Here is a 20,423-nt window from a genome sequence, read left to right on the forward strand (position 1 = left end):
GCACCTGGCGGAGCCGCTCCCCGTTAGCCACGGTGAAACGGTGAAGGGGACCGGCCCACGGGAGCCGGTCCCCTGTCGTTACCTGCGGCGGTAGTAGTGCCGGTCGTTTCTCGGGTCGCCGAGAATGAAGCCGGTCAGGGCACCGGCGGCACCGCCGACCGCAGCCCCGACTGCCGGGCTTCCGCCGCTCACGGCACCGAGGAAGGCGCCTCCGGCGGCGCCTATGGCCCCGCCGGAGAGGGTGCTCTGCTGTTGTCTGTTCATACCAACACAACCAAAGGTCAAGGCCGCCACCAGGACGACCGTCAGATATCTCACTGGTCTCATACCTGGCCTCCTGAGACCTGTCCACGCCCGCGGTCAGTTCTGGCCGCTGAACGGACGGTCCGCGATCCCCGTTTTGAGTTTAGGCCGCACCAATTGCTGCCACATGACCGCCATCACCGGCAGTCCCAGGTCATCCGGGTGCTCGGTGTAGTAGGTGTCTATGGTCCGGATTATGCTGTCCATCGGCACCCCGGCCAGCCCCTCGGCCAGCTTGGCGACGAACCCCTTGCGCCGCAGGTCGGGATGCCGCTCGATGACGTTCTCCTCGATGGTCACCACGTGCCCCACCCCCAGGATGAAGGCCAGCTTGGTCTCCGGCGTCAGGACCCGCCAGTCGTTTCCGGTCAATACCGGCATCTCGTCAAGAGGCTTGTCGGTCGAGGAGGTAGCTCCCCCCTCGGCGGCAAGGGGCGCCGTTACTGTCGCGGGGATCAAGCAGAGAGACAGTGCCAGTATCAGGCCGGGAAAAACGCTTCGCTTGGTCATCATGCGCTCACCTCCACTGAAGAAGCGTTTGTTGTCACACCGACCATTATAGTACAGCCGCAGGCATAGGGCTGAACATAATGACATGTCACCGGGAATGGTCACTCACAGTTTCCCGCCTGGTCCGCTTCGCTGCCAGTAGCGGGGTCCTTCTCAGAGAAACACTGAGCGGTTAAGAGATCATTGTGGTTGTCCCCGATGCTTCGCGCCGGTATAATTCCGTCATTGAAACTTCATCCGGGAACCTCATGACAGTTCGACAACGAACATACCGGCCCCTATCACTCGCCACCCTCCCCGCTCTGGCCGCCAGCCCCGCAACCGCGCCTCTCCCGGCGGCCTCTTCCTTCACCGATACCCTCTGCGCCCCCGGAGTTCTCATCGCCTCCTCCTTCCTGTTCCTCCTGGTCCTCGCCCTGTTGGCCGCCGTCCTGCTCGTCAAGATGCGACGGCTGAAAAGTGACGAACTGCAAAACGCCACCCGCTGTTTCTCACAGGCCCTCAACAGCCGCCATCACGTCCTCTACCGCCTCAACGTGCTCAAGGGGGGGTACGACTACCTGAGCCCCTCCTTCGAGGAGATCACCGGCCACCCGGTGGAGGAGTTCAGGAAGGTGACCCTCGACCGGCTGCGGGACGAGTACTTCCATCCCGAGGACCGCGAGCGGGTCTTCACCTTCCTCGAGGAGCAGTTCGGGAAAAGGAGCGGGCCGACGGTGAACCTCGATCTCGAATACCGCCTGAAGAAGAGGGACGGGAGCTACTGCTGGCTGCACGATTCGAGCACCGCCTGCTTCGACGCCGACGGCCGGCTCGAGTACTTCTACGGCTCGGCCCACGACGTCACCGACTCCCGGCGGGCCGAGCGGGAGCTCGGGCAGTACTACACCCTGTTCATGACCTCCGAAGACTTCATGTGCATAGCGGATCCCCTGGGGGCCTTCCTGAAGGTCAATCCCGTCTGCACCGAGGTCCTCGGTTACTCCCCCGAGGAGCTCGTCTCCCGCCCCTTCCTCGAATTCGTCCACCCCGACGACCGGGAGGCGACCGTCGAGGAGATGCACCGCCAGATGAAGATCGGGCATTCGCTGCGGTTCGAGAACCGCTACCTCTGCAAGGACGGATCGGTCCGCTGGCTCTCCTGGAGCGCCGTGCACGACCGGGCGGACGGGATCACCTACGCCACCGCCCGCGACGTCACCGAGCGCAAGGAGGCGGAGGAGGAGCGCCGGCTCCTGGAGCGGCAGCTTCTCCACGCCCAGAAGCTCGAAAGCCTCGGGGTGCTGGCCGGCGGCATCGCCCACGACTTCAACAACATCCTCACCGGCATCATCGGCAACGCCGACCTGGCCCTGATGCGTCTGCCGGACGACTCGGCGGTCCGCGAAAACCTGGAGCGGATCGAGAAGGCGGCCGGTCGGGCGGCGGATCTCGCCAACCAGATGCTCGCCTACTCGGGAAAGGGGAGGTTCGTGGTGGAATCGGTGGATCTCAGCTCCCTGGTGGAGGAGCTCGGCCCCATGATCCAGGTATCCCTGTCGAAGAAGGCGGAGTTCGTCCACCGCCTGGCCCACCACCTCCCGCCGATCGACGCCGATGCCACCCAGATCCGCCAGGTGATCATGAACCTGGTCATCAATGCCTCGGAGTCGCTCGGGGAGGAGGGGGGGAGGATCGAGATCCGCACCGGTTCGCGCTCCTGCGACGAGCGCTACCTGCAGGGGCCGTGGTTGTCGGACCGGATACCGGAAGGGGAGTACGTCTATTTCGAGGTGGCCGACACCGGGTGCGGGATGCCGCCGGAGGTCCTGGCCAAGGTCTTCGATCCCTTCTTCACCACCAAGTTCACCGGCCGCGGCCTCGGGATGTCGGCGGTGCTCGGGATCGTCAGGGGGCACCGGGGGACCATCAAGGTGGAAAGCGAACCCGGGCGGGGGAGCACCTTCACGGTCCTCTTCCCGGCCGGCGAGCGGCGGCCGCTGGAGATTCGCGAGGGACGCCTCCCGGATGCCTGGAGGGGAGAGGGGAAGGTCCTGGTGGTGGACGACGAGGAGGCCGTGCGGGGGATCTGCAGCGAGATGGTGGAGGCGCTCGGGTTCACCCCGCTGACCGCGGCGGACGGGCGGGAGGCGCTGGAGATCTACCGCGCCGCCGGCGACATCTCGCTGGTCATCCTGGACCTCACCATGCCGCGCATGGACGGGGAGCAGTGCTACCGCGAGCTGCGCCGGCTCGACCCCGCGGCCAGGGTGATCCTTTCGAGCGGCTTCTCCCATACCGAGGTGGCCAGGAAGTTCTCCGGACAGGGGCTCGCCGGGTTCGTCCAGAAACCGTACCGCCTGCCGGATCTTCGGGAGGCCATCCGCAAGGCCTTCGACTGACCCCCGGGGCGGGCGCGCCTTTCGGGAGCCGGCCGGGCGTTACGGGACCCGGCGTTCCCTTTATCGACGAACCGGCGACGGCCGGCCCCTTCACGACCCCAGGTTGGGTCGATTTAATTGATTTATGCTTGTGATATTTTCCCGCTTTGAGTAAGCTTGTCCGCGCCTCATCCAATGGCAGCGCCACCTTGCTGGACGAAGGGGGGCGGGTTAAGAGAAGAGAGTCGGGCGTGAGGTGGGAAGACGTTGTCCAAAGACAGCTCCATCAGGTCGATGATCGTCGCGATCATGCTCGGTTCGGGTATCCCGATCTTCGTGGTCTTCTGCGTGTTCGTCTTCAACCAGTACCTGGACAAGCGCCACGAAGCGGAACAGAAGGTCATCGCCGGGGTGCGGGCCATCGCCGCCGAGCACGTCGCCGAGGTGGAGGGGATGCGCAGCCTGATGGTGGCCCTCTCCCAGTACCCCGAGATCCGGCTCAAGGATCCCGCCGGGTGCATGAAGCTTTTGAACCTCATCCTGACCAAGAGCCCCTCCGGCCTCAACGTCGGGGTGGCCGACATCGACGGGCGGGTGATCGCCACCGGGGTCATCCAGCCGCTCCCCATCCAGTACTCGGTCGCCGACCGGCGCTACTTCAAGGAGGCGTTGAGGACCAGGAAGTTCGTGGCCGGCGAGTTCGCCGTCTCCCGCGCCGTCCACAAGCCCACCATCCACTTCGCCCTTCCGGTTTTGAATGAGAAGCAGCAGCCGATCCTGGTGCTGTACGCCGCCCAGGACCTCGACGGCTTCGCCAAGAGCTTCGACGCCCAGAACTTTCCCTACGGCTCCATCGTCAATCTGACCGACCACCGGGGAACGGTGCTGATGCGCTACTCGCACCTGGGGCTCGAAAACCAGGACGGCAAGCCGGACCACCCCGACCTCAGGCGGCACATGACCGGGACCGACGACGAGGGGATCTTCACCGGGGTCGGCCTGGACGGCGCCCGCCGGCACCTCGCCTTCAAGAGGCTCAGGCTCTCCCCCGACGCCCCCCCCTACCTCTACATCCGGGTCTCCATCCCCGAAAAAATCGCCACCGCCACCGCCCGCCGCTCGCTCTGGATTTCGGTGGCGGTCTTCACGCTGGCCGCCGTCTTGACCACCCTGCTCACCAGGCTCTTCGCCAGCCGCTTCATCATCAGGCCGCTGGAGCGGATCGTCCATGCGGCCAAGCTCGTGGAGGGTGGCGACCTCTCGGCCCGAAGCGGGCTCCTCTACACCAAGGACGAGCTCGGGCAGCTCGCGCGCTCCTTCGACGAGATGACCCTCGCCCTCGACGAGAGGATCCGCGAGATCAGCTATGCCGAGAACGAGAAGCACCGGCTCGCCTACTACGACGGGCTGACCGGGCTTCCCAACCGGCGACTGCTGCAAAACCGGCTCGACCTGGCGCTGGCCCGCAGCAAGCGCCACGACATAGGCTTCGCCCTCATCTACCTCGATCTCGACAACTTCAAGCACGTCAACGACAGCCTCGGGCACGCCGCCGGCGACCAGCTCCTCAAGGTGATGGCGGTCCGCTACCTCAACATCCTCAGGGACGACGACGTGGTCTGCCGGCTGGGAGGGGACGAGTTCGCCATCATCCTGCACGACGTCCAGCGGGAGAGCACGGTGATGTTCGTGGTGGAGAAGCTTCTCATGGCGACCGGGGAACCGGTGCAGCTGGAGGGGCAGGAACTGCTGGTGACCGCCAGCATCGGGGTGGCCCTCTATCCCAAGGATGCCGAGGACCCCATGACCCTCGGCAAGAACGCGGACCTCGCCCTTTACCACGCCAAGGACGCCGGCCGCAACACCTTCCGGATGTTCTCCGAGCAGCTCGACCGCGCCTTCCACGAGCGGCTGAGCCTGATCCACGCCTTGCAGCACGCCCTGGAGTTCGACGAGCTCTCCCTCGTGTACCAGCCGAAGGTCTGCCTCCAGTGCGGGGAGGTCATCGGGGTGGAGGCCCTCTTGCGGTGGCATAGCGCGGTGCTGGGAGAGGTGGAGCCCGCCCGCTTCATCCCGATCGCCGAGGAGACCAGGCAGATCGTCCCGATCGGGGAATGGGTGCTGAAGACCGCCTGCCGCCAGCAGGTGGCCTGGCGGGAGATGGGGACCGACCTCGCCATGGCGGTCAACATCTCGGCGGCCCAGTTCAAATCCCCCGCCCTGATCGAGACCATCAAGGGTATCCTCGAGGAGACGGGGATCGACCCGGAGCGGCTGGAGCTGGAGCTCACCGAAAGCTGCCTGGTCGAGCGGCCGGACGAGGCGACCAGGATCCTCACCAAGATCCGGGACCTCCGGTGCAAGATCGCCATCGACGACTTCGGCACCGGCTACTCCTCGCTGAGCTATCTCAAGAACTTCCCCGTCACCGTGCTGAAGATCGACCGCTCCTTCGTCAAGGACATCACCCGCAATCCCAACAATCAGGCGATCGCCCAGTCGGTGGTCAACCTGGCCAGAAACCTCAGCATGCTGACGGTTGCCGAAGGGGTGGAGGAGGTGGCCCAGCGGGAGATCCTCAAGGAGATGGGGTGCCGCTACTTCCAGGGGTTCCTCCATTCGCGGCCGATGGCGCCGGAGGAGGTGCTGGTGGTGGTGACCGACTCGGGTCTCCACGACCGGGAGGAACACGAAGAGGGGCACGCGGCCACCGGAGGATAAGAGAGCCATCCCCTCGTCCGTTCATGTGATATGGCTAAAAATCCCCTCTCCCCCGCTGGGGGCGAGGGGATAGTCGAAGGTCGCAGTGGTGGGCAGAGGGCTCCCCACCCTACGATGAACCTCGGGATGTCGTTGGGGGGGAGTTTCAGGAGGTGGGACAGTGCGCGCCATGATCTTCGAGGGGACGGGGAAGCCGCTTCGGCTGGTGGAGAGGGATCTCCCCGCGCCGGGGCCGGGTGAGCTCCTGCTGAGGGTCCACGCCTGCGGGATCTGCCGGACCGATCTCCACATCCTCGACGGCGAGCTCGCCGACCCCAAGCTCCCCCTGGTGCTCGGCCACCAGGTGGTCGCCAGCGTATCCGCCGTGGGCGCCGGGGTCTCCGCCTTCCGGATCGGCGACCGGGTCGGCGTCCCGTGGCTCGGGAAGACCTGCGGCTTTTGCGACTACTGCCGGGACGGGCGGGAGAACCTCTGCGATCACGGCCGCTTCACCGGCTACCATATCGACGGCGGGCTCGCCGACTTCACGGTCGCCGACCACCGCTTCTGCTTTCCGATACCGGAGGGGTACCCCGACCTCCAGGCGGCTCCCCTTCTCTGCGCGGGGCTCATCGGCTACCGCTCGCTGGTGATGGCCGGCCCCGGCAGGCGGCTCGGGATCTACGGCTTCGGCGCCGCGGCCCATATCGTCACCCAGGTCGCACGCTGGCAGGGGCGCGAGCTCTTCGCCTTCACCCGCCCGGGCGACCGCGAGGGGCAGCGCTTCGCCCTGGAGATGGGGGCCTCCTGGGCCGGTGGAGCCGGGGAGATTCCCGCCGGGGGACTCGATGCCGCCATCATCTTCGCCCCGGCGGGCGAGCTGGTCCCCCTGGCGCTGGAGGCGGTGGTGAAGGGGGGCGTGGTGGTGCTGGGGGGGATCCACATGAGCGACATCCCCTCCTTTCCCTACCACATCATCTGGGGGGAACGGGTCCTCCGCTCGGTCGCCAACCTCACCCGGCGGGACGCCGCCGATTTCCTCGCCCTCGCTCCCCGGGTCCCGGTCCGGACCGAGGTGACCGCCTTCCCGCTGGAACAGGCCAACGAGGCACTGGCCGCCCTTAGAGCCGGGGTCAGGGGGGCGGTGGTGGTCAAGGTCGGGGAATAGGGAGGGTCGGGGACGGCTCCCGCTACCTGCTCCGGCACGACCTCAACAGCGGCGAGTGGGAGTTGGCCGGCCAGGAGCCCGGCCCGGCCGCCCCTGAGAAAGGCTCCCCTGGTCCCGGTTAATCCCTCGATTCTCCGCCCGGTTACCCGCTCCCCGGCAGCCGGCGCCCCGTCGAATACGGCACCTTTCCGGCCCCCCCCCCATCCCTTCATTTCCCCTAACCTCCTTTTATCCTTAATTTTTAGCGACAAATGCCGATGGCATACAGTATGCTCTCCCCTGTCGGAGCGGCACCGAACGATCCCGGCCCTCACCAGGCCCCCGACGCAGGAGTCGGTACCATGAGAAGAGCTCTACTTTTGATACTCGCCGTCGCGACGGTGCTGTCGCTCTCCGCCGCCTTCGCCGCTCCCCCCCGTGAGGTCCGGGTGGCGGCGTTCAATTTCTACCCCACCCTGTTCCAGGCCCCCGACAAGACGGTCAAGGGGGCGTACGTCGACCTCTTGGACGAGATCGCCCGCCGCGAGGGGTGGACCATCACCTACGTCTACGGGAACTGGGCGGACGGCCTGGCCCGGGTCCAGCGGGGGGAGGTCGACGTGGTGACCAACGTGGCCTATACCGCCGAGCGGGCCAAGTTCCTCGACTACGGCAAAACGCCGCTGTTGACCGTCTGGGCGGAGCTTTACGTGCCGGGCGGCTCCTCCATCGAAAACATCCGGGACGTGAGGAACAAGCGGATCGGGGTGATGAAGGGGGACTTCAACGGAGCCAACTTCAAGAACCTGGTCGACAAGTTCGAGATCCCCTGCCGCCTAGTGGAGTACGGCAACTTCGAGGAGCTCTTCAAGGCGGTGGCCGCCGGAGCGGTCGACGGAGCGGTGGCCAACAACACCTTCGGGTCGGCGAAACAGCACGATTACGGACTGCACTCCTCGGGGGTGATCTTCAACCCCTTCGACATCTACTTCGCGGTGGCCAAGGGGCGAAACCAGGAGGTGCTCGCCACCCTCGACCGCTACCTCGACACGTGGCGAAGGACCGAGGGGTCGCCGTACCACCGGGCGCTGGAGCGGTGGTCGCACGGTAACGCCTCCACCATCCGGGTCATGCCGGGATGGCTCAAGGACGCCTTCGTCGCGGTGGCGGCCCTGCTCGTGCTGTCGGTGGCCTTTTCCGCGCTTTTGCGCCGCCAGGTGCGCCGCAAGACGGCGGAGATCGTCCACTACGGCGAGGAGCTCCACCTGACCGCCCGGCAGCTGGAGGATGAGCTGGCCGAGCGCCAGAGGGCCGAGGAGCTCCTCACGGAACAGGCGGCGGTCCTCAGGGAGAGCGAGAGCCGCTTCCGGACCATGTTCGACGCGTCGAGCGACGCCATCATCATCCACGACGCGGAGAGCGGAGCCATTCTCGACGTCAACCGGACCATGTGCGAGATGTACGGCTACCCGCACGACGAGGCGCTCGCCCTGACCGTCGGCGATATCAGCGCCGGGAGCCCTCCCTATTCGGCCGCCGAGGCCGACGCCTTCCTCAGGCGGGCCGCCGCCGGGGAACAGCCGGAGTTCCCCTGGCACGCCAGGGCGGCCGACGGCCGGCTGTTCTGGGTGGAGGTCCGGATGCGGAGGGTCCAGCTGGGGAACGACCGGCGCGTGCTGGCGACGGTCACCGACGTGACCCACCGCAAGTGCCTCGAGGAGCAGCTGCAGCAGTCGCTGAAGATGGAGTCGATCGGCCGGCTGGCGGGGGGCGTCGCCCACGACTTCAACAACATGCTCTGCGTCATCCTCGGGAGGGCCGAGCTCTCCAAGCTGCGGCTTTCCCCGGAGGACCCTCTCTGGGAGGCCTTCGACCAGATCCTGAAGGCGGCCGAACGTTCCAGCCAGATCACCCGCCAGCTTTTGGCCTTCTCCCGCAAGCAGCCGACCGCCCCCAAGCAGGTCAATCTCAACACCCTGATCGCGGAGTACAAGAAGAACCTCGGCCGGTTGATCGGGGAGGATGTCCGCTTCACCTTGCGGGCGGGGGAGGGGCTTTGGAACGTGCTGATGGACCCGGTCCAGGTCGACCAGATCCTCATGAACCTGTCGGTGAACGCCCGCGACGCCATGCCGCAGGGGGGGGCGCTCTCCATGGAGACCGCCAACGTCACCATCATGGGGGACTACCAGGAGGGGTGCGGCCTGGGGCCAGGCGACTACGTCCGGCTGACGGTGTCGGACACCGGGGTGGGGATGGACAGCGAGACCCGCGACCACATCTTCGAGCCTTTCTTCACCACCAAGGAGATCGGCAAGGGGACCGGGCTCGGGCTCTCCACCGTGTACGGGATCGTGGCCCAAAACGGCGGCGTGATCCAGTGCGAGAGCGCGCCCGGCGCGGGGACGGTCTTTACCATCTACCTTCCGCGCCTTAAGGGGGGGGGTGGGGGGGATGAGCCTTCCGTCGCCGGCCACGGCCACGGCAGCGGGATCATCCTGCTGGTCGAGGACGAGGAGATGCTCCTGAAGACCACCACCGGGATGCTGGAGGAGATGGGGTACACGGTGCTGCAGGCGACCTCCCCCCAACAGGCGATCGCCCTCTGCGAGCGGGGGACCCGGGTCGACCTGGTGCTGACCGACGTGGTGATGCCCGGCATGAACGGGGAGGAGATGGTCACCCGCATCAGGAGGGTCTGGCCGGAGTGCCCGGTGCTTTTCATGTCGGGCTACACGAGGAGCTTCCTCGAGCGGGAGCACCGGGGGGAGCTGGCGGGGGTGAACTTCATCCCCAAGCCTTTCGACATCAAGCAGCTCAACGAATCGGTGTCGGCGCTGATCGGGTAGCAACCCGGAGCGCAGGGCCGGCCGCGGCTAGCGGTCGCCCAGGATCAGGAAGTCGGCGTCCTCGGCGGTCGGCTTCAGCCACTTGAACTCCACCAGGTCCTGCAAAAGGACCCGGGCTTCGACCTTGCCGTACCGCTTCATGCCGTCCGGGACCCCGTTTCTGATGGAGTGCCAGGTCCCGGCGATGACTACCACCTGGCTCCCCGGCGTCCTCTCCAGGTACCTCATGACGCACGAGGCCATGGTGTGGTTGCGCAGCGCCTGGGCCTGGTCGAAGTTGGCGGATGGGAAGCGGGGGGGAAGGTTCCCGAAGGCCTGCTGGCGGATCAGCCTCAGGTAGTCGGCCTGGCGGGGGCTGAGACTCCAGGGGCCGGGGGGGAGCCCGATGAGGTCGCCGTCGGTCAGGGCGCCGGCTCCCATGCGGACCACCTTGCCGATCACCGGCTTGGGGACGTTGAGGGCGATGATGGGGATCTTCTTCTCCCGGGCGAAAAGGAAGATCTCCCGGTAGAGCTCCCACGGGTAGCTCCAGTTTTTGGCATAGATGGGGAGGAAGTCGCTTTCGGAGAGCTTGCCGCTTGTCCAGTCGTCGAGGGCCTTTTGGCTGTCGATGGTGAACATCTCGAGACCGATGGCGAGCCGCGGGTTCTTGGCGTAGAGGGCCTTGATGATCTCCAGCTGCTTCGCGTGCAGGGAACGGTCGTCGTGGGTGTCGCCGAGGAAGACGGCGTCGGCGGTGGCGATCTCGTCCACCACCCGGCCAAGCGGCACGGGGGCGCGGTCGCTCATCCGCACGAGGTTGGTGGCGGCTCCCGCCACCGCGGCACAAAGAACAAGATAAAGAGCGACTGCCACCGTTACGACGTTTCTCACCAGCGCCTCCCGCGACTTGATTTCAGAGCCCGGGGACTATAGCACAACATCCCTCTCCCATCCACCGCCTTTAACCTCATTCGGGATCGCTGTCCAGGTAGTGGGCGGCCACGAAGAGGCAGAAGGAAACGAGGACGGTGATGGCCGCCACCGTGTAGGCCAGGTGGGTCCCCCGCCAAAGGTCGAAGAACCACCGCTTGAAAAGCTCCGCCATCAGGTTGCCCTTCCCCCCCATAACCTCCAGCGCCCGGTCGTAGGGCTTCGACTGGTCGAGGAGCTGGTCGTAAAGCGAGTCGGCCAGATTCTCCGAGGCGAAGTAGATGTAGAGGGACGCGCCCATCCCCACCAGCATGGTGAGCGAACCCGCCAGCTCGTACCCCGTTTGTCGTGACATTGGTTTTCCCATGCGCTCCTCCCCTTGCGGCCCTCCGATGCTCGAGCTATAGCGGGAAATCATGCAGGGAATGTGAAAAAAGAGAGGAAATCCGGCGGCAACGCCGTCACTCACCGTCCCCGTCGGCTTGCTGCGACCAGGCCCGGATCCTGAGGGCCTCCTCCTCCGGGATGCCGAGCGAACGGAGAAAGGCGTGGTGGGCCGCCGGTTCCCTCCGCTCGAATTCCACGTGCAGCGTCCTCATCGCCTGGTCGTCCATGCCGGCGGCGCGCAAAAGGGAGACGAACATCTCCTTGTCGACGCTTCCCCGGGGCCCCCCCTCGCCGTACATCTTCAGCATCCCCGCCAAAAGGTGCTGCTTGGTGGAAAGGGCGGCGATCTCCCGGCCGATCTCCTCCAGCCGCCTCTTCAGCACCGCGGTGGTGTCGTCGCCGGCGGTGGCGAGGATGGCGCGGATCCCCTCGATGTCGACCCCGGCCTGGCGAAGGGAGCAGATGGTGGCGAGCTTTTCGCGTTCGGCCTCGGAGTAGCGGCGGTAGTTGGCCCCGCTCCGTCCCGAGGGACACAGGAGGCCGATCCGGTCGTAGTAGAGGAGCGTGCTGCGGGAAAGGCCGAAATGGCGGGCAAGTTCGGTGATGCGATACATGGTCGACTCCTGAAAGTCCCCTCTCCCCTGATTCATCTTCCCTCGCCCCCATCGGGGGAGAGGGGGAGCAACTCGATATCCCCTCGCCCCTTTAGGGAAGGGGCAGGGGTGAGGGAGGTGTAGCGGGGGAAAAACCTCCCTCACCCGGCCTTCGGCCACCCTCTCCCCTGAAGGGCGAGGGTGTGATGCGCACGGCGTCAGGCGAAGCGGGAGCGGATGGCGGCGATCTGGTCGGGGGGGAGACCCAGCCACTCCAGAAAACTCTGGTGACCTTCCGGATTCTCCCGCTCGAACAGCCGGTGCCACTTCTCCCTTCCCTCCCCGTCCAGCCCGACCGCCTCGAAACGGGCCACCCACTCGTCTACGGTTACCTTGTTCTTCATCTCGTTCTCCTTTTTTCGTGTGGAATATCTGTCATGGCCGTGACGATTTCAAGGGTAAAGTGTGAAGCGGTAGACGGGTCAAGCAAAGTTTTTTACCCTCGGCATCGGTTACTCTTTTATCCCGGCTAGGTAAACGGCGCGGCATCGCTCCGACCCTCATGGGCGAGCTATAACGATCCAGCTTGAGAGTATGTAAGGGTGCGTAATCTGTAGGAGATGAAAGCCCTGAGAGTCATGCTATACTTTTGCAGCTTGCATCAAAGTGTGCTAGAAGCGTGCTGTGACAGTGGAGGATTTCCCTCCATCCAGTTCGCTTTCCTCATACTGTAATTCTCAGGGGTTTTAGCATGGACAAGGGAAGCAGCCCCGCGGTCCGCCGCTGGTGGCACCTGACGGTCGCGTGCCTGGCGGTCATCGCCGGCATCATCGTGCGCGACCTTCTGGAGCACTGGTTCGGACCCGGTCTTTCCCCCTACATCCTCTTCTACCCGGTGGTGCTGGTCACCGCCATGGTGGGGGGCTTCACCTCGGCCGGCCTGGCCACCTTCCTCTCCGCCCTCTTCGTCGCCTACTACCTCCTCCCCCCCGAAGGGTTCGGCGTCGGCGCCGCCATCGACCGGGTGGGGCTCGTGGTCTTCTGCACCATCGGGGCCGCCACCGGGCTCATCGTGACCGCCTACCGCCGGACCAAGGAGCGGGTCTCCCGCCTGGAGCGCGAGTCCGCCCTCTACGAAAGCCGTTCCCGGCTCGCCACCTTCGCCGAGGCCACCTTCGAGGGGATCGTCGAGACCCGGGGGGGGATCATCGTCGACTGCAACGACCAGTTCGCCAGGATGCTCGGTTACCCGCCGGAGGAGCTCAAGGGAAAAGAGATGGCTCCCCTGATCGCCCCGGAGGACCGGGAGCGGGTGCAGGCCGCGGTGCACGCCTCCCGCGAGTGCATCGTCGAGCACGACCTGATCCGCCAGGACGGCTCCCGCATCACCGTCGAGGCCCATGGCTGCACCATCTCCGGCGGTCACCAGCGCCACACCGCGCTCCGGGACATCACCGCCAGGAAGGCCACCGAGGAGGCCTTGCGGGAGGCCAGGGACCAGGCGGAAAACGAGCGGCGGCGGCTCGTTGCCATGCTGGAGACCATCCCGAGCGCGGTGGCGCTGGTGGAGCCTTCCGACCACCGCTTCTCCTACCTCAACCGGCGTGCCTGCGACCTCTACGGCTGCTCGTTCCCCGGTCCCCAGCCGGAGGTCGATCTCGCCCGGGCCCTGATGCCGGACGGTTCCCCCCTCTCCGAAGACGAGCTCCCGAGCGTCCGGACCTTCACCAACGGCACCTTCGTCCGCAACAAGGAGATGCTCCTGGAGAGGGCCGACGGGAGCCGGATCCCGGTGCTGGTCAGCTCCGCCCCCTTATTGGACGCGGCCGGCGCGGTGGCCAGCGCGGTGGTGGCCTTCGAGGACATCAGCGAGATCAAGGATGCCGAAAGGAAGCGGCGCGAGAGCGAGACGAGGCTCCGCTTCGCCCTGGAGGCGAGCAGCATCGGGGCGTGGGAGCTCGACCTCGGCGATCTCTCCATCACCCGTTCCCCCGAGCACGACCGCATCTTCGGCTACCCCGAACTCCTCCCCCGCTGGAATTTCGCGATGTTCCTCGACCATATCGTCCCCGAGGAGCGGAAGGCGGTGGAGCGTACCCTGCGGGAGGAGCTGGCCGGCCGGGAGAGCTTCAGCTTCGAGTGCCGCATCCGGCGCCGCGACGGAGAGCTCCGGTGGATCTGGGCGGCCGGGCGCAGGTGCCGAGAGGGGGAGCGCGAGCGGCTGGCCGGGATCATCCAGGACGTCACCGAGCGCAAGCACTCCGAGGAGGTCCTCAGGCGCTACGAGCTCTTGGCCGCCAACAGCCGGGACATCATCCTCTTCATCCGCCGCGACGACGGCCGGATCCTCGAGGCCAACGCCGCGGCCGCCCTGGCCTACGGCTGGAGCCGGGAGGAGCTCCTCGAAAGGTCGCTCACGGAGCTGCGGGAGGCGGGGGCCGATTCGGCGACCGCCCGCCAGATGGATGAGGCGGACCGGCAGGGGATCCTCTTCGAGACCGTCCACCGCCGCCGGGACGGGAGCCTCTTCCCGGTGGAGGTCAGCTCCCGGGGGGCCACCATCGGCGATACCAGGATGCTGGTCAGCATCATCCGCGACATCAGCGAACGGAAGGAGGCCGAAAAGCATCTCCTCTTCCAGGCCCGCCTGCTCGACTCGGTGGGGCAGGCGGTGATCGCCACCGACATGAGCCGGACCCTGATCTACTGGAACAAGGCCGCCGAGGCGCTCTTCGGGTGGTCGCGCGAGGAGGCGCTCGGGGGGGAGCTTGCGGCCGTGCTCCCCCCGGTGGCCGATCCCGCCGTGGAGGAGGAGGTGACCCGGGCCCTTGCGGCGGGGAAGCAGTGCACGGTGGAGATGGCGGTCCGGGCCCGGGACGGCAGGGTGGTCCCGATGCTGACCACCAACTCGCCGATGCTGGACGAGAACGGGCTTCCCTTCGCCGTCATCGGGATCGGCACCGACATCACCGACCGCAAGACGATGGAGATGGAGCTTCGCCGCTCCCGCGACGAGCTGGACCAGCGGGTCCGGGAGCGGACCTTGGAGCTGGCCGACACCGTCAATGCCCTGTTGGCCGAGATCGACGAGCGGGAGCGGGCCGAGGAGGCGCTGGAGCGTACCGCCCGCGAGGTGGAGGACCTCTACAACCTCGCCCCCTGCGGCTACCACTCGCTGGACCGCGATTCCATCATCGTCCGCATCAACGACACCGAGCTGAAATGGCTCGGGTACCGGCGCGACGAGGTGGTGGGGAGGATGAAGATGATCGAGCTGGTCACCATCGGCTCGCTCCCCGACTTCGAGCGGGCCTTCAGCCGCTTCGTCAGCGAAGGGGGGGCGGTCACCGACCTCCGTCTTCATCTGCGCAAAAAGGACGGGACCGTGCTCCCGGTGCTGATCAACTCGATCGCCGTCCTCGACGAAGAGGGTAACTACGTCACCAACCGCACCTCGGTCCACGACATCACCGAGCTCATCCAGGCCGAGGAGCGGATCCGCCGGATCAACCAGCTCTACCTGCTGTTGAGCGAGACCGGCAAGGTCATCTCGCGGCTTCCCTCCCGCGAGGAGCTCTACGCGGCCCTCTGCCGGCTGGCGGTGGAGTACGGCGGTTTCCTCCTCGCCTGGGTCGGCCTGGTCGACGAGGAGAGCGGCTGGGTCAATGCGGTCGCCTCCTTTGGCCCCTATACCGAGTACCTCGAGCAGGTCAGGGTCTCGGCGCTGCCGGTCCCGGAGGGGATGGGGCCGGCCGGAAGATGCATCCGCAGCGGGAGTTACTACATCTGCAGCGACTTCATGAGCGACCCCTCCATGGCCCCCTGGAAGCCTCTGGCCGAGCGGTGGGGCTTCACCTCGGTGGCCTCCATCTCCATCAACCTGCACGGCCGGTCGCTGGGGGCGCTCACCTTCTACGCCGCCGGGATCGACTACTTCGACCAGGACATGGTGGCGCTCCTGCTCCAGATGCAGGCCGACATCACCTTCGCCCTGGAAAACCTTGAGCGCGAGGAGAAGCGTCAGCAGGCGGAGGGGAGGCTTGTCGCCGAGACCGAGGAGAAGCTCAAGGCGATGGATGAGCTCAGGGAGAAGGACCGGGTCATGCTCCAGCAGAGCCGGCTGGCCGCCATGGGGGAGATGATCAGCAACATCGCCCACCAGTGGCGCCAGCCGCTCAACACCCTGGGGCTGTTGATCCAGGGGCTCCCGCTCTACTACGAGATCGGGGAGTTCAGCGGCGAGCTTTTGGACAAGTCGGTGCAGCAGGCGATGATCCACATCCAGCACATGTCGCAGACCATCGACGACTTCAGGAACTTCTTCAAGCCCGACAAGGAACTGGTGGAGTTCGATTTGGACGCCGCGGTCAACAAGGCGCATCTTTTGGTCAAGGAGAGCTTCGTCCAGCAGGCGATCCGGGTCGACCTGGAACTCTCGGCCCGGCGGACCGTCGTGGGATACCCCAACGAGTTCGCCCAGGTGCTGGTGATCATCCTCCTGAACGCCCGCGACCAGATCGAGCAGCAGGGGATCGCCGAGGGGTGGGTGGTCGTGCGGACCTTCCTGGAGGGGGAGCGCTGCGTCATCACCGTCACCGACAACGCCGGCGGGGTCCCCGCCGATATCATCAATCGCATCTTCGAGCCGTACTTCTCGACCAAGGGGATCCAGGGGACCGGGATCGGCCTCTACATGGCCAAGAACATCGTCGAGAAGAGCATGCACGGCACCCTCTCGGTCAGAAACTGTGACCGCGGCGCGGAGTTCAGGATCGAAATCTGATCATTTACCATCAAGCGAGGTGACCCATGAGACGTCGGTCGGTGTTCGGTATGGTCGGTTGTATGCTCCTCGGCAGCGCCCCCCTCTGCAGCGGCGCGACCCCGTTCCAGGAGGGGATGTGGGAGACCACCATGGAAACCACCATGGAGGGGCTCCCGATGGCCGTCCCCCCGACGGTGGTCACCACCAAGCAGTGCGTGACCCAGTCGGACCTCATCCCCAAGCCTCCCCAGGGGCAAAACTGCACCTTCACCAACGTCAAGCGCAAGGGGGGCAAGGTCAGCTGGGAGTTCACCTGCAGCCAGGACGGGGCCACCTCCCGGGGGAAGGGGGAGATCACCTACAGCTCCACGGCGAGCGCCGGGACCATGACGGTCTCCATCTCCTCCAAGGACGGCGACCTGACCGCCCGGACCAGGATGAAGGGGAAACGGGTCGGAGGCTGCACCGGCGAGGAGGCGAGCATGACCGTCAACGGCCAGGACATGCGCGAGCTCGAGGCGCGGGCAAACCAGGCCAGGCAGTCGATCAAAGAGCGGGAGATGCAGAACGAGGCCAACCGGAAGGAGTTCGTGAGGATCTCCAAGCAGGTGAGGATACCCAAGGAGAAAGCGGGGGCCTGCGAGCGGGCCATCGGGGAGGACGGCAAAAACGCCTGCGACGACTCCTTCCCGCCGCTCGCCATCAAGTCGGGGCTTTGGGAGGTGACCACCGAGACCACCTCCCGGCAGCTCTACGGCGGGAACGCCGAGATCTACAACGCCCCCGCCAAGTCGACCGCCAAAAGCTGCCTCTCGCCGGTGAGCGAGCCGGTGCTCGACAACAACCTCGCCGGGGTCGCCTCCAGGAGAAGCGGCAACACGGTGACCTGGAACGGCAAGACCCTGTACGGGGCGATCACCGGCGGGGTGGAGTACCGCGGCGACTCCTTCGAGGGGGGATCGTTCACCAAGGGGGAGATGGGTGAGAACTACACCAGGGTGACCGGGCGGCGGATAGGGGACGGGGATTGCATGGCCATGGAGCGCTCCTCCCGCCGGATCGGGACCGACACCAGCTCGAGGAAGATCCCCTCCGGCAGCGAAACAGGCTCGGGGAGCGCCATGGAGACCATCAAGAACCCGGTCAAGAAGCTCCGCTCCCTCTTCGGTTTCTGATGGAGCCCGAAAACGGCCATCGGTCCCGGCTCGTGGTCGGCGAGCCGGGACTGCTGCTGGTGCTGGCCGCCACCGTCGCCGCCTACCTCAATGCCTTCTCCGGCACCTTCCAGTACGACGACTTCGACGTCATCCTGGGAAGCGCCAAGGCCCTCTCGGCGGCCGCCTGGCTCTCCGACCTCTCCCACGGCATCCGTCCGCTTTTGACCCTGAGCTACCTCGCCAACAACCTGAGCGGCCTGGGGGGCCTCGGCTTTCACCTGGTGAACCTCCTGATCCACCTGGGGAACGTGGCGCTCGTCTACTGGCTGGCCCGCGGCCTGGCGCTTCACCACCGGCTTCCGGCCGGCCGGGGGGCCGCCTTGGCCGCCGGGATCTTCGCCCTCCATCCGCTGCAGACCGAGGCGGTCACCTACCTCTCGGGGCGCTCCTCGTCGCTGGCCGCCCTCTTCGTCCTCATGACGCTCCTTATGCACGAGGTCGCCCGGCAAAGGGGGGACGGCTCCCGATGGTACCTCCTCACCCCGCTCGGTTTCCTCGCCGCTCTCCTCTGCAAGGAGACCGCCATCATGCTGCCGGCCGCCCTCTTCCTGTGGGACCGTGCCATGGAGGGGGAGACATCGTCCCGGGCGCTCATTGGCCGGGAGTGGCGGAGCTGGCTCCTGCTGATAGCCGCCGCCGTCGCCCTCCTGGCCCATCCCCGTTACGGCGCCCTCCTCGAGTACAGCTTCGACATCCGCTCCTGGCCCATGAACCTCGCGAACCAGGCCGACGCCGTCTGCTACCTTCTCTCCCGGCTCTTCCTTCTCAACGGGATGAACATCGATCCCGACCTTCGCCCGGTGCTCCATCCGGACGGCTGGCTGCTCCTCAAGGGGGGGCTCCTGCTGGCGTCGGCCGGCGGTGCGGTGCTCGCGTTCCGGCGGCTCCCCTGGCTCTTCTTCGGGATTCTCTGGTTCTTCCTGCTGCTTCTCCCCACCAACTCGCTGGTCCCCCGGCTCGACCTGGTGAACGATCGCCAGGCCTACCTCCCGCTGGCGGGAATCGCGGTCTCCATCGGGATCGGGGGTGCCTTCCTCTGGTCGCGGCGGTCCGGGGATTTCTCGTTGCAGAGGCGCGGCCTCCTCTTGCGGCAGCACTCCGGCCTCGCCTGCGCGGTGCTGACCTCCCTCCTCCTCGCCCCCCTCTTCCTCTCCACCGTCTCCCGTAACCGCGACTTCCGGAGCCAGGTCGCTCTCTGGGAGGACACCGTCCGTAAGTCTCCGGCCAAGGCGCGCCCCCACAACAACCTCGGGTACGCCTATCTCCTCGCCGGCCGGCTCCAGGAGGCGCGGCGGGAACTGGCGACCGCGCTCCGGCTCGACCCCGGCTACCGGCTGGCGCGCAACAACCTGGCGGCAACCGAGCAGGCCATGGTGAAACGGGCCCTGCGGCTTTTGGAGCGTGGGACGCCGTTGCCGCTCACACGATACCGGCCATGAACAAAAAAAGCCCGGCTTCCCGGGAAGGAAAGCCAGGCTGGATTGCAGGGGCTCTGTAGCTTATGGATGACTACACTATAGCTAACATTTGGCGGTTCGCAATCTATCTCCGTTAGCATCCCCGCCCATTCAGTTGTCTACCCGTCCTGCTTCAGTAGCGCTCCCCGTTATGTCAGTCAGCCGCGGAGTGCTTCGGCGTCACTCTATGCTTTGCCAGTAGCTGGGGTGACGGATGAGAGTATTGTAGACGATGTGCCTCAATCCGTGTAAGATATCCGCTAGTTGCCAAATCACCCGCAGAAACGGAGGGGGTGCTATGGACTACCTGAAACGCTTCATGGTGGAGCCGGGGGAAAAGGTCAAGCTCAACAAGATCGACCCCTCCTTCAAGGACCGGCACCAGGACCACGCCTCCGCCCGGGAGGAGATCGACGGCTACACGAGCCGGCTTCGCGAGCTGCAGTACCTCCTCTACGCGGAGGGGCGCCACTCGCTGCTGATCATCCTCCAGGCCATGGACGCCGGCGGCAAGGACGGCACCATAAACCACGTGCTCGGCAACATGAACCCCCAGGGGGCCCGGGTCTGCACCTTCAAGACCCCCACCCACAAGGAGCTCGCCCACGACTTCCTCTGGAGGATCCACCAGGAGGTGCCGGCCGCCGGCGAGGTGGTGGTCTTCAACCGCTCGCAGTACGAGGACGTGCTGATCGCCCGGGTGCACCAGCTCGTGCCGAAGAAGGTCTGGTCGGAGCGCTACCGGCTGATCAACGATTTCGAACAGCTGCTGGCGGAAAACGGCACCCGCATCCTCAAGTTCTACCTCCACATCAGCAAGGAGGAACAGCTGCGCCGCTTCCGGCAGCGGCTCGAGGACCCCGCCCGGCACTGGAAGATCAGCGAGGCCGATTACCGCGAGCGGGAGCACTGGGAGGCGTACCAGGAGGCCTACGAGGATGCCCTCTCCCTTTGCAGCACCCCGCACGCCCCCTGGTTCGTGATCCCGGCCGATCACAAGTGGTTCAGGAACCTGGCCGTTTCGCAGATCGTGGTCCGGACCATGGAGTCGCTCAAGATGAGCTTCCCCGAACCCGCGGTCGACCTTGCCGACATCTCCCGGAGGTTCCACCTCGAGCTTGAGGCCGAGGAGCGCGAAAACGGCGCCGGGAAGCGGAAATGACCCTTCCTCAAGTTTCATAATGAAAAGCCGATAGGTACCGGGGCAGAGCCGTCTCTTTCCG

General features: G+C 66.0%; 14 protein-coding genes. 8 read left to right on the forward strand and 6 right to left on the reverse strand.

The genetic code is table 11. From position 1 onward, the window contains the following. Positions 1–78: 78 nt before the first annotated feature. Complete coding sequence (locus ACYVL5_RS11390) at positions 79–327, reverse strand: YMGG-like glycine zipper-containing protein (protein WP_460595696.1); 249 nt, start codon at positions 325–327, stop codon at positions 79–81. A gap of 33 nt (positions 328–360) precedes the next feature. After that, a complete protein-coding gene (locus ACYVL5_RS11395; protein ID WP_460595697.1) occupies positions 361–816 on the reverse strand; it encodes a hypothetical protein in 456 nt (151 codons plus the stop codon). A gap of 245 nt (positions 817–1,061) precedes the next feature. On the opposite strand from ACYVL5_RS11395, the gene ACYVL5_RS11400 reads away from it, so the two are divergent. The 4 genes from ACYVL5_RS11400 to ACYVL5_RS11415 all read left to right on the forward strand — a co-directional run bounded on the left by ACYVL5_RS11400 (position 1,062) and on the right by ACYVL5_RS11415 (position 9,869). Next, positions 1,062–3,194 (forward strand): PAS domain-containing hybrid sensor histidine kinase/response regulator, encoded by a 2,133-nt coding sequence (locus tag ACYVL5_RS11400; protein ID WP_460595698.1) that lies wholly within the window; start codon positions 1,062–1,064, stop codon positions 3,192–3,194. A gap of 246 nt (positions 3,195–3,440) precedes the next feature. Beyond that, positions 3,441–5,894, forward strand: a complete 2,454-nt coding sequence (locus tag ACYVL5_RS11405; RefSeq protein ID WP_460595699.1) for a bifunctional diguanylate cyclase/phosphodiesterase — start codon at positions 3,441–3,443, stop codon at positions 5,892–5,894. Positions 5,895–6,063: 169 nt separating this feature from the next. Then, positions 6,064–7,041, forward strand: coding sequence for a zinc-dependent alcohol dehydrogenase family protein (locus ACYVL5_RS11410; protein WP_460595786.1), 978 nt, complete (start codon positions 6,064–6,066; stop codon positions 7,039–7,041). A 341-nt stretch (positions 7,042–7,382) separates the two neighbouring features. Continuing rightward, positions 7,383–9,869 carry an ATP-binding protein gene (locus tag ACYVL5_RS11415; RefSeq protein WP_460595700.1) on the forward strand — a complete coding sequence of 829 codons (2,487 nt, stop codon included), beginning with the start codon at positions 7,383–7,385 and terminating at the stop codon, positions 9,867–9,869. Positions 9,870–9,896: 27 nt separating this feature from the next. Here the strand turns inward: ACYVL5_RS11415 and ACYVL5_RS11420 are convergent, their stop codons facing one another. The 4 genes from ACYVL5_RS11420 to ACYVL5_RS11435 all read right to left on the reverse strand — a co-directional run bounded on the left by ACYVL5_RS11420 (position 9,897) and on the right by ACYVL5_RS11435 (position 12,165). Continuing rightward, a complete protein-coding gene (locus ACYVL5_RS11420) occupies positions 9,897–10,742 on the reverse strand; it encodes a ChaN family lipoprotein (protein WP_460595701.1) in 846 nt (281 codons plus the stop codon). Positions 10,743–10,818: 76 nt separating this feature from the next. Further along, positions 10,819–11,136 carry a hypothetical protein gene (locus tag ACYVL5_RS11425; RefSeq protein ID WP_460595702.1) on the reverse strand — a complete coding sequence of 106 codons (318 nt, stop codon included), beginning with the start codon at positions 11,134–11,136 and terminating at the stop codon, positions 10,819–10,821. Between the two features lie 106 nt (positions 11,137–11,242). Beyond that, positions 11,243–11,782 carry a MerR family transcriptional regulator gene (locus ACYVL5_RS11430; protein WP_460595703.1) on the reverse strand — a complete coding sequence of 180 codons (540 nt, stop codon included), beginning with the start codon at positions 11,780–11,782 and terminating at the stop codon, positions 11,243–11,245. A 197-nt stretch (positions 11,783–11,979) separates the two neighbouring features. Further along, positions 11,980–12,165 carry a MerR family transcriptional regulator gene (locus ACYVL5_RS11435; protein ID WP_460595704.1) on the reverse strand — a complete coding sequence of 62 codons (186 nt, stop codon included), beginning with the start codon at positions 12,163–12,165 and terminating at the stop codon, positions 11,980–11,982. Positions 12,166–12,512: 347 nt separating this feature from the next. Here ACYVL5_RS11435 and ACYVL5_RS11440 point away from each other — a divergent pair, with 347 nt between their 5' ends. From ACYVL5_RS11440 to ACYVL5_RS11455, 4 genes are all read left to right on the forward strand, one after another. Continuing rightward, positions 12,513–16,544, forward strand: coding sequence for a PAS domain S-box protein (locus ACYVL5_RS11440; RefSeq protein ID WP_460595705.1), 4,032 nt, complete (start codon positions 12,513–12,515; stop codon positions 16,542–16,544). Positions 16,545–16,570: 26 nt separating this feature from the next. Further along, positions 16,571–17,701: a DUF3617 domain-containing protein gene (locus ACYVL5_RS11445; RefSeq protein ID WP_460595706.1), complete on the forward strand. Its 1,131-nt coding sequence runs from the start codon at positions 16,571–16,573 to the stop codon at positions 17,699–17,701. Beyond that, the gene (locus ACYVL5_RS11450; protein WP_460595707.1) at positions 17,701–19,182 is read left to right on the forward strand and encodes a tetratricopeptide repeat protein; all 1,482 of its coding nucleotides are present in this window, start codon (positions 17,701–17,703) and stop codon (positions 19,180–19,182) included. Before ACYVL5_RS11445 ends, ACYVL5_RS11450 begins: the two co-directional genes overlap by 1 nt. A 316-nt stretch (positions 19,183–19,498) precedes the next feature. Beyond that, on the forward strand, positions 19,499–20,362 hold the full coding sequence (locus ACYVL5_RS11455) for a polyphosphate kinase 2 family protein (RefSeq protein WP_460595708.1): 864 nt from the start codon (positions 19,499–19,501) through the stop codon (positions 20,360–20,362). The last annotated feature ends 61 nt before the right edge of the window (positions 20,363–20,423 follow it).

It is taken from the genome of Geomonas sp. Red276 (assembly GCF_054784495.1).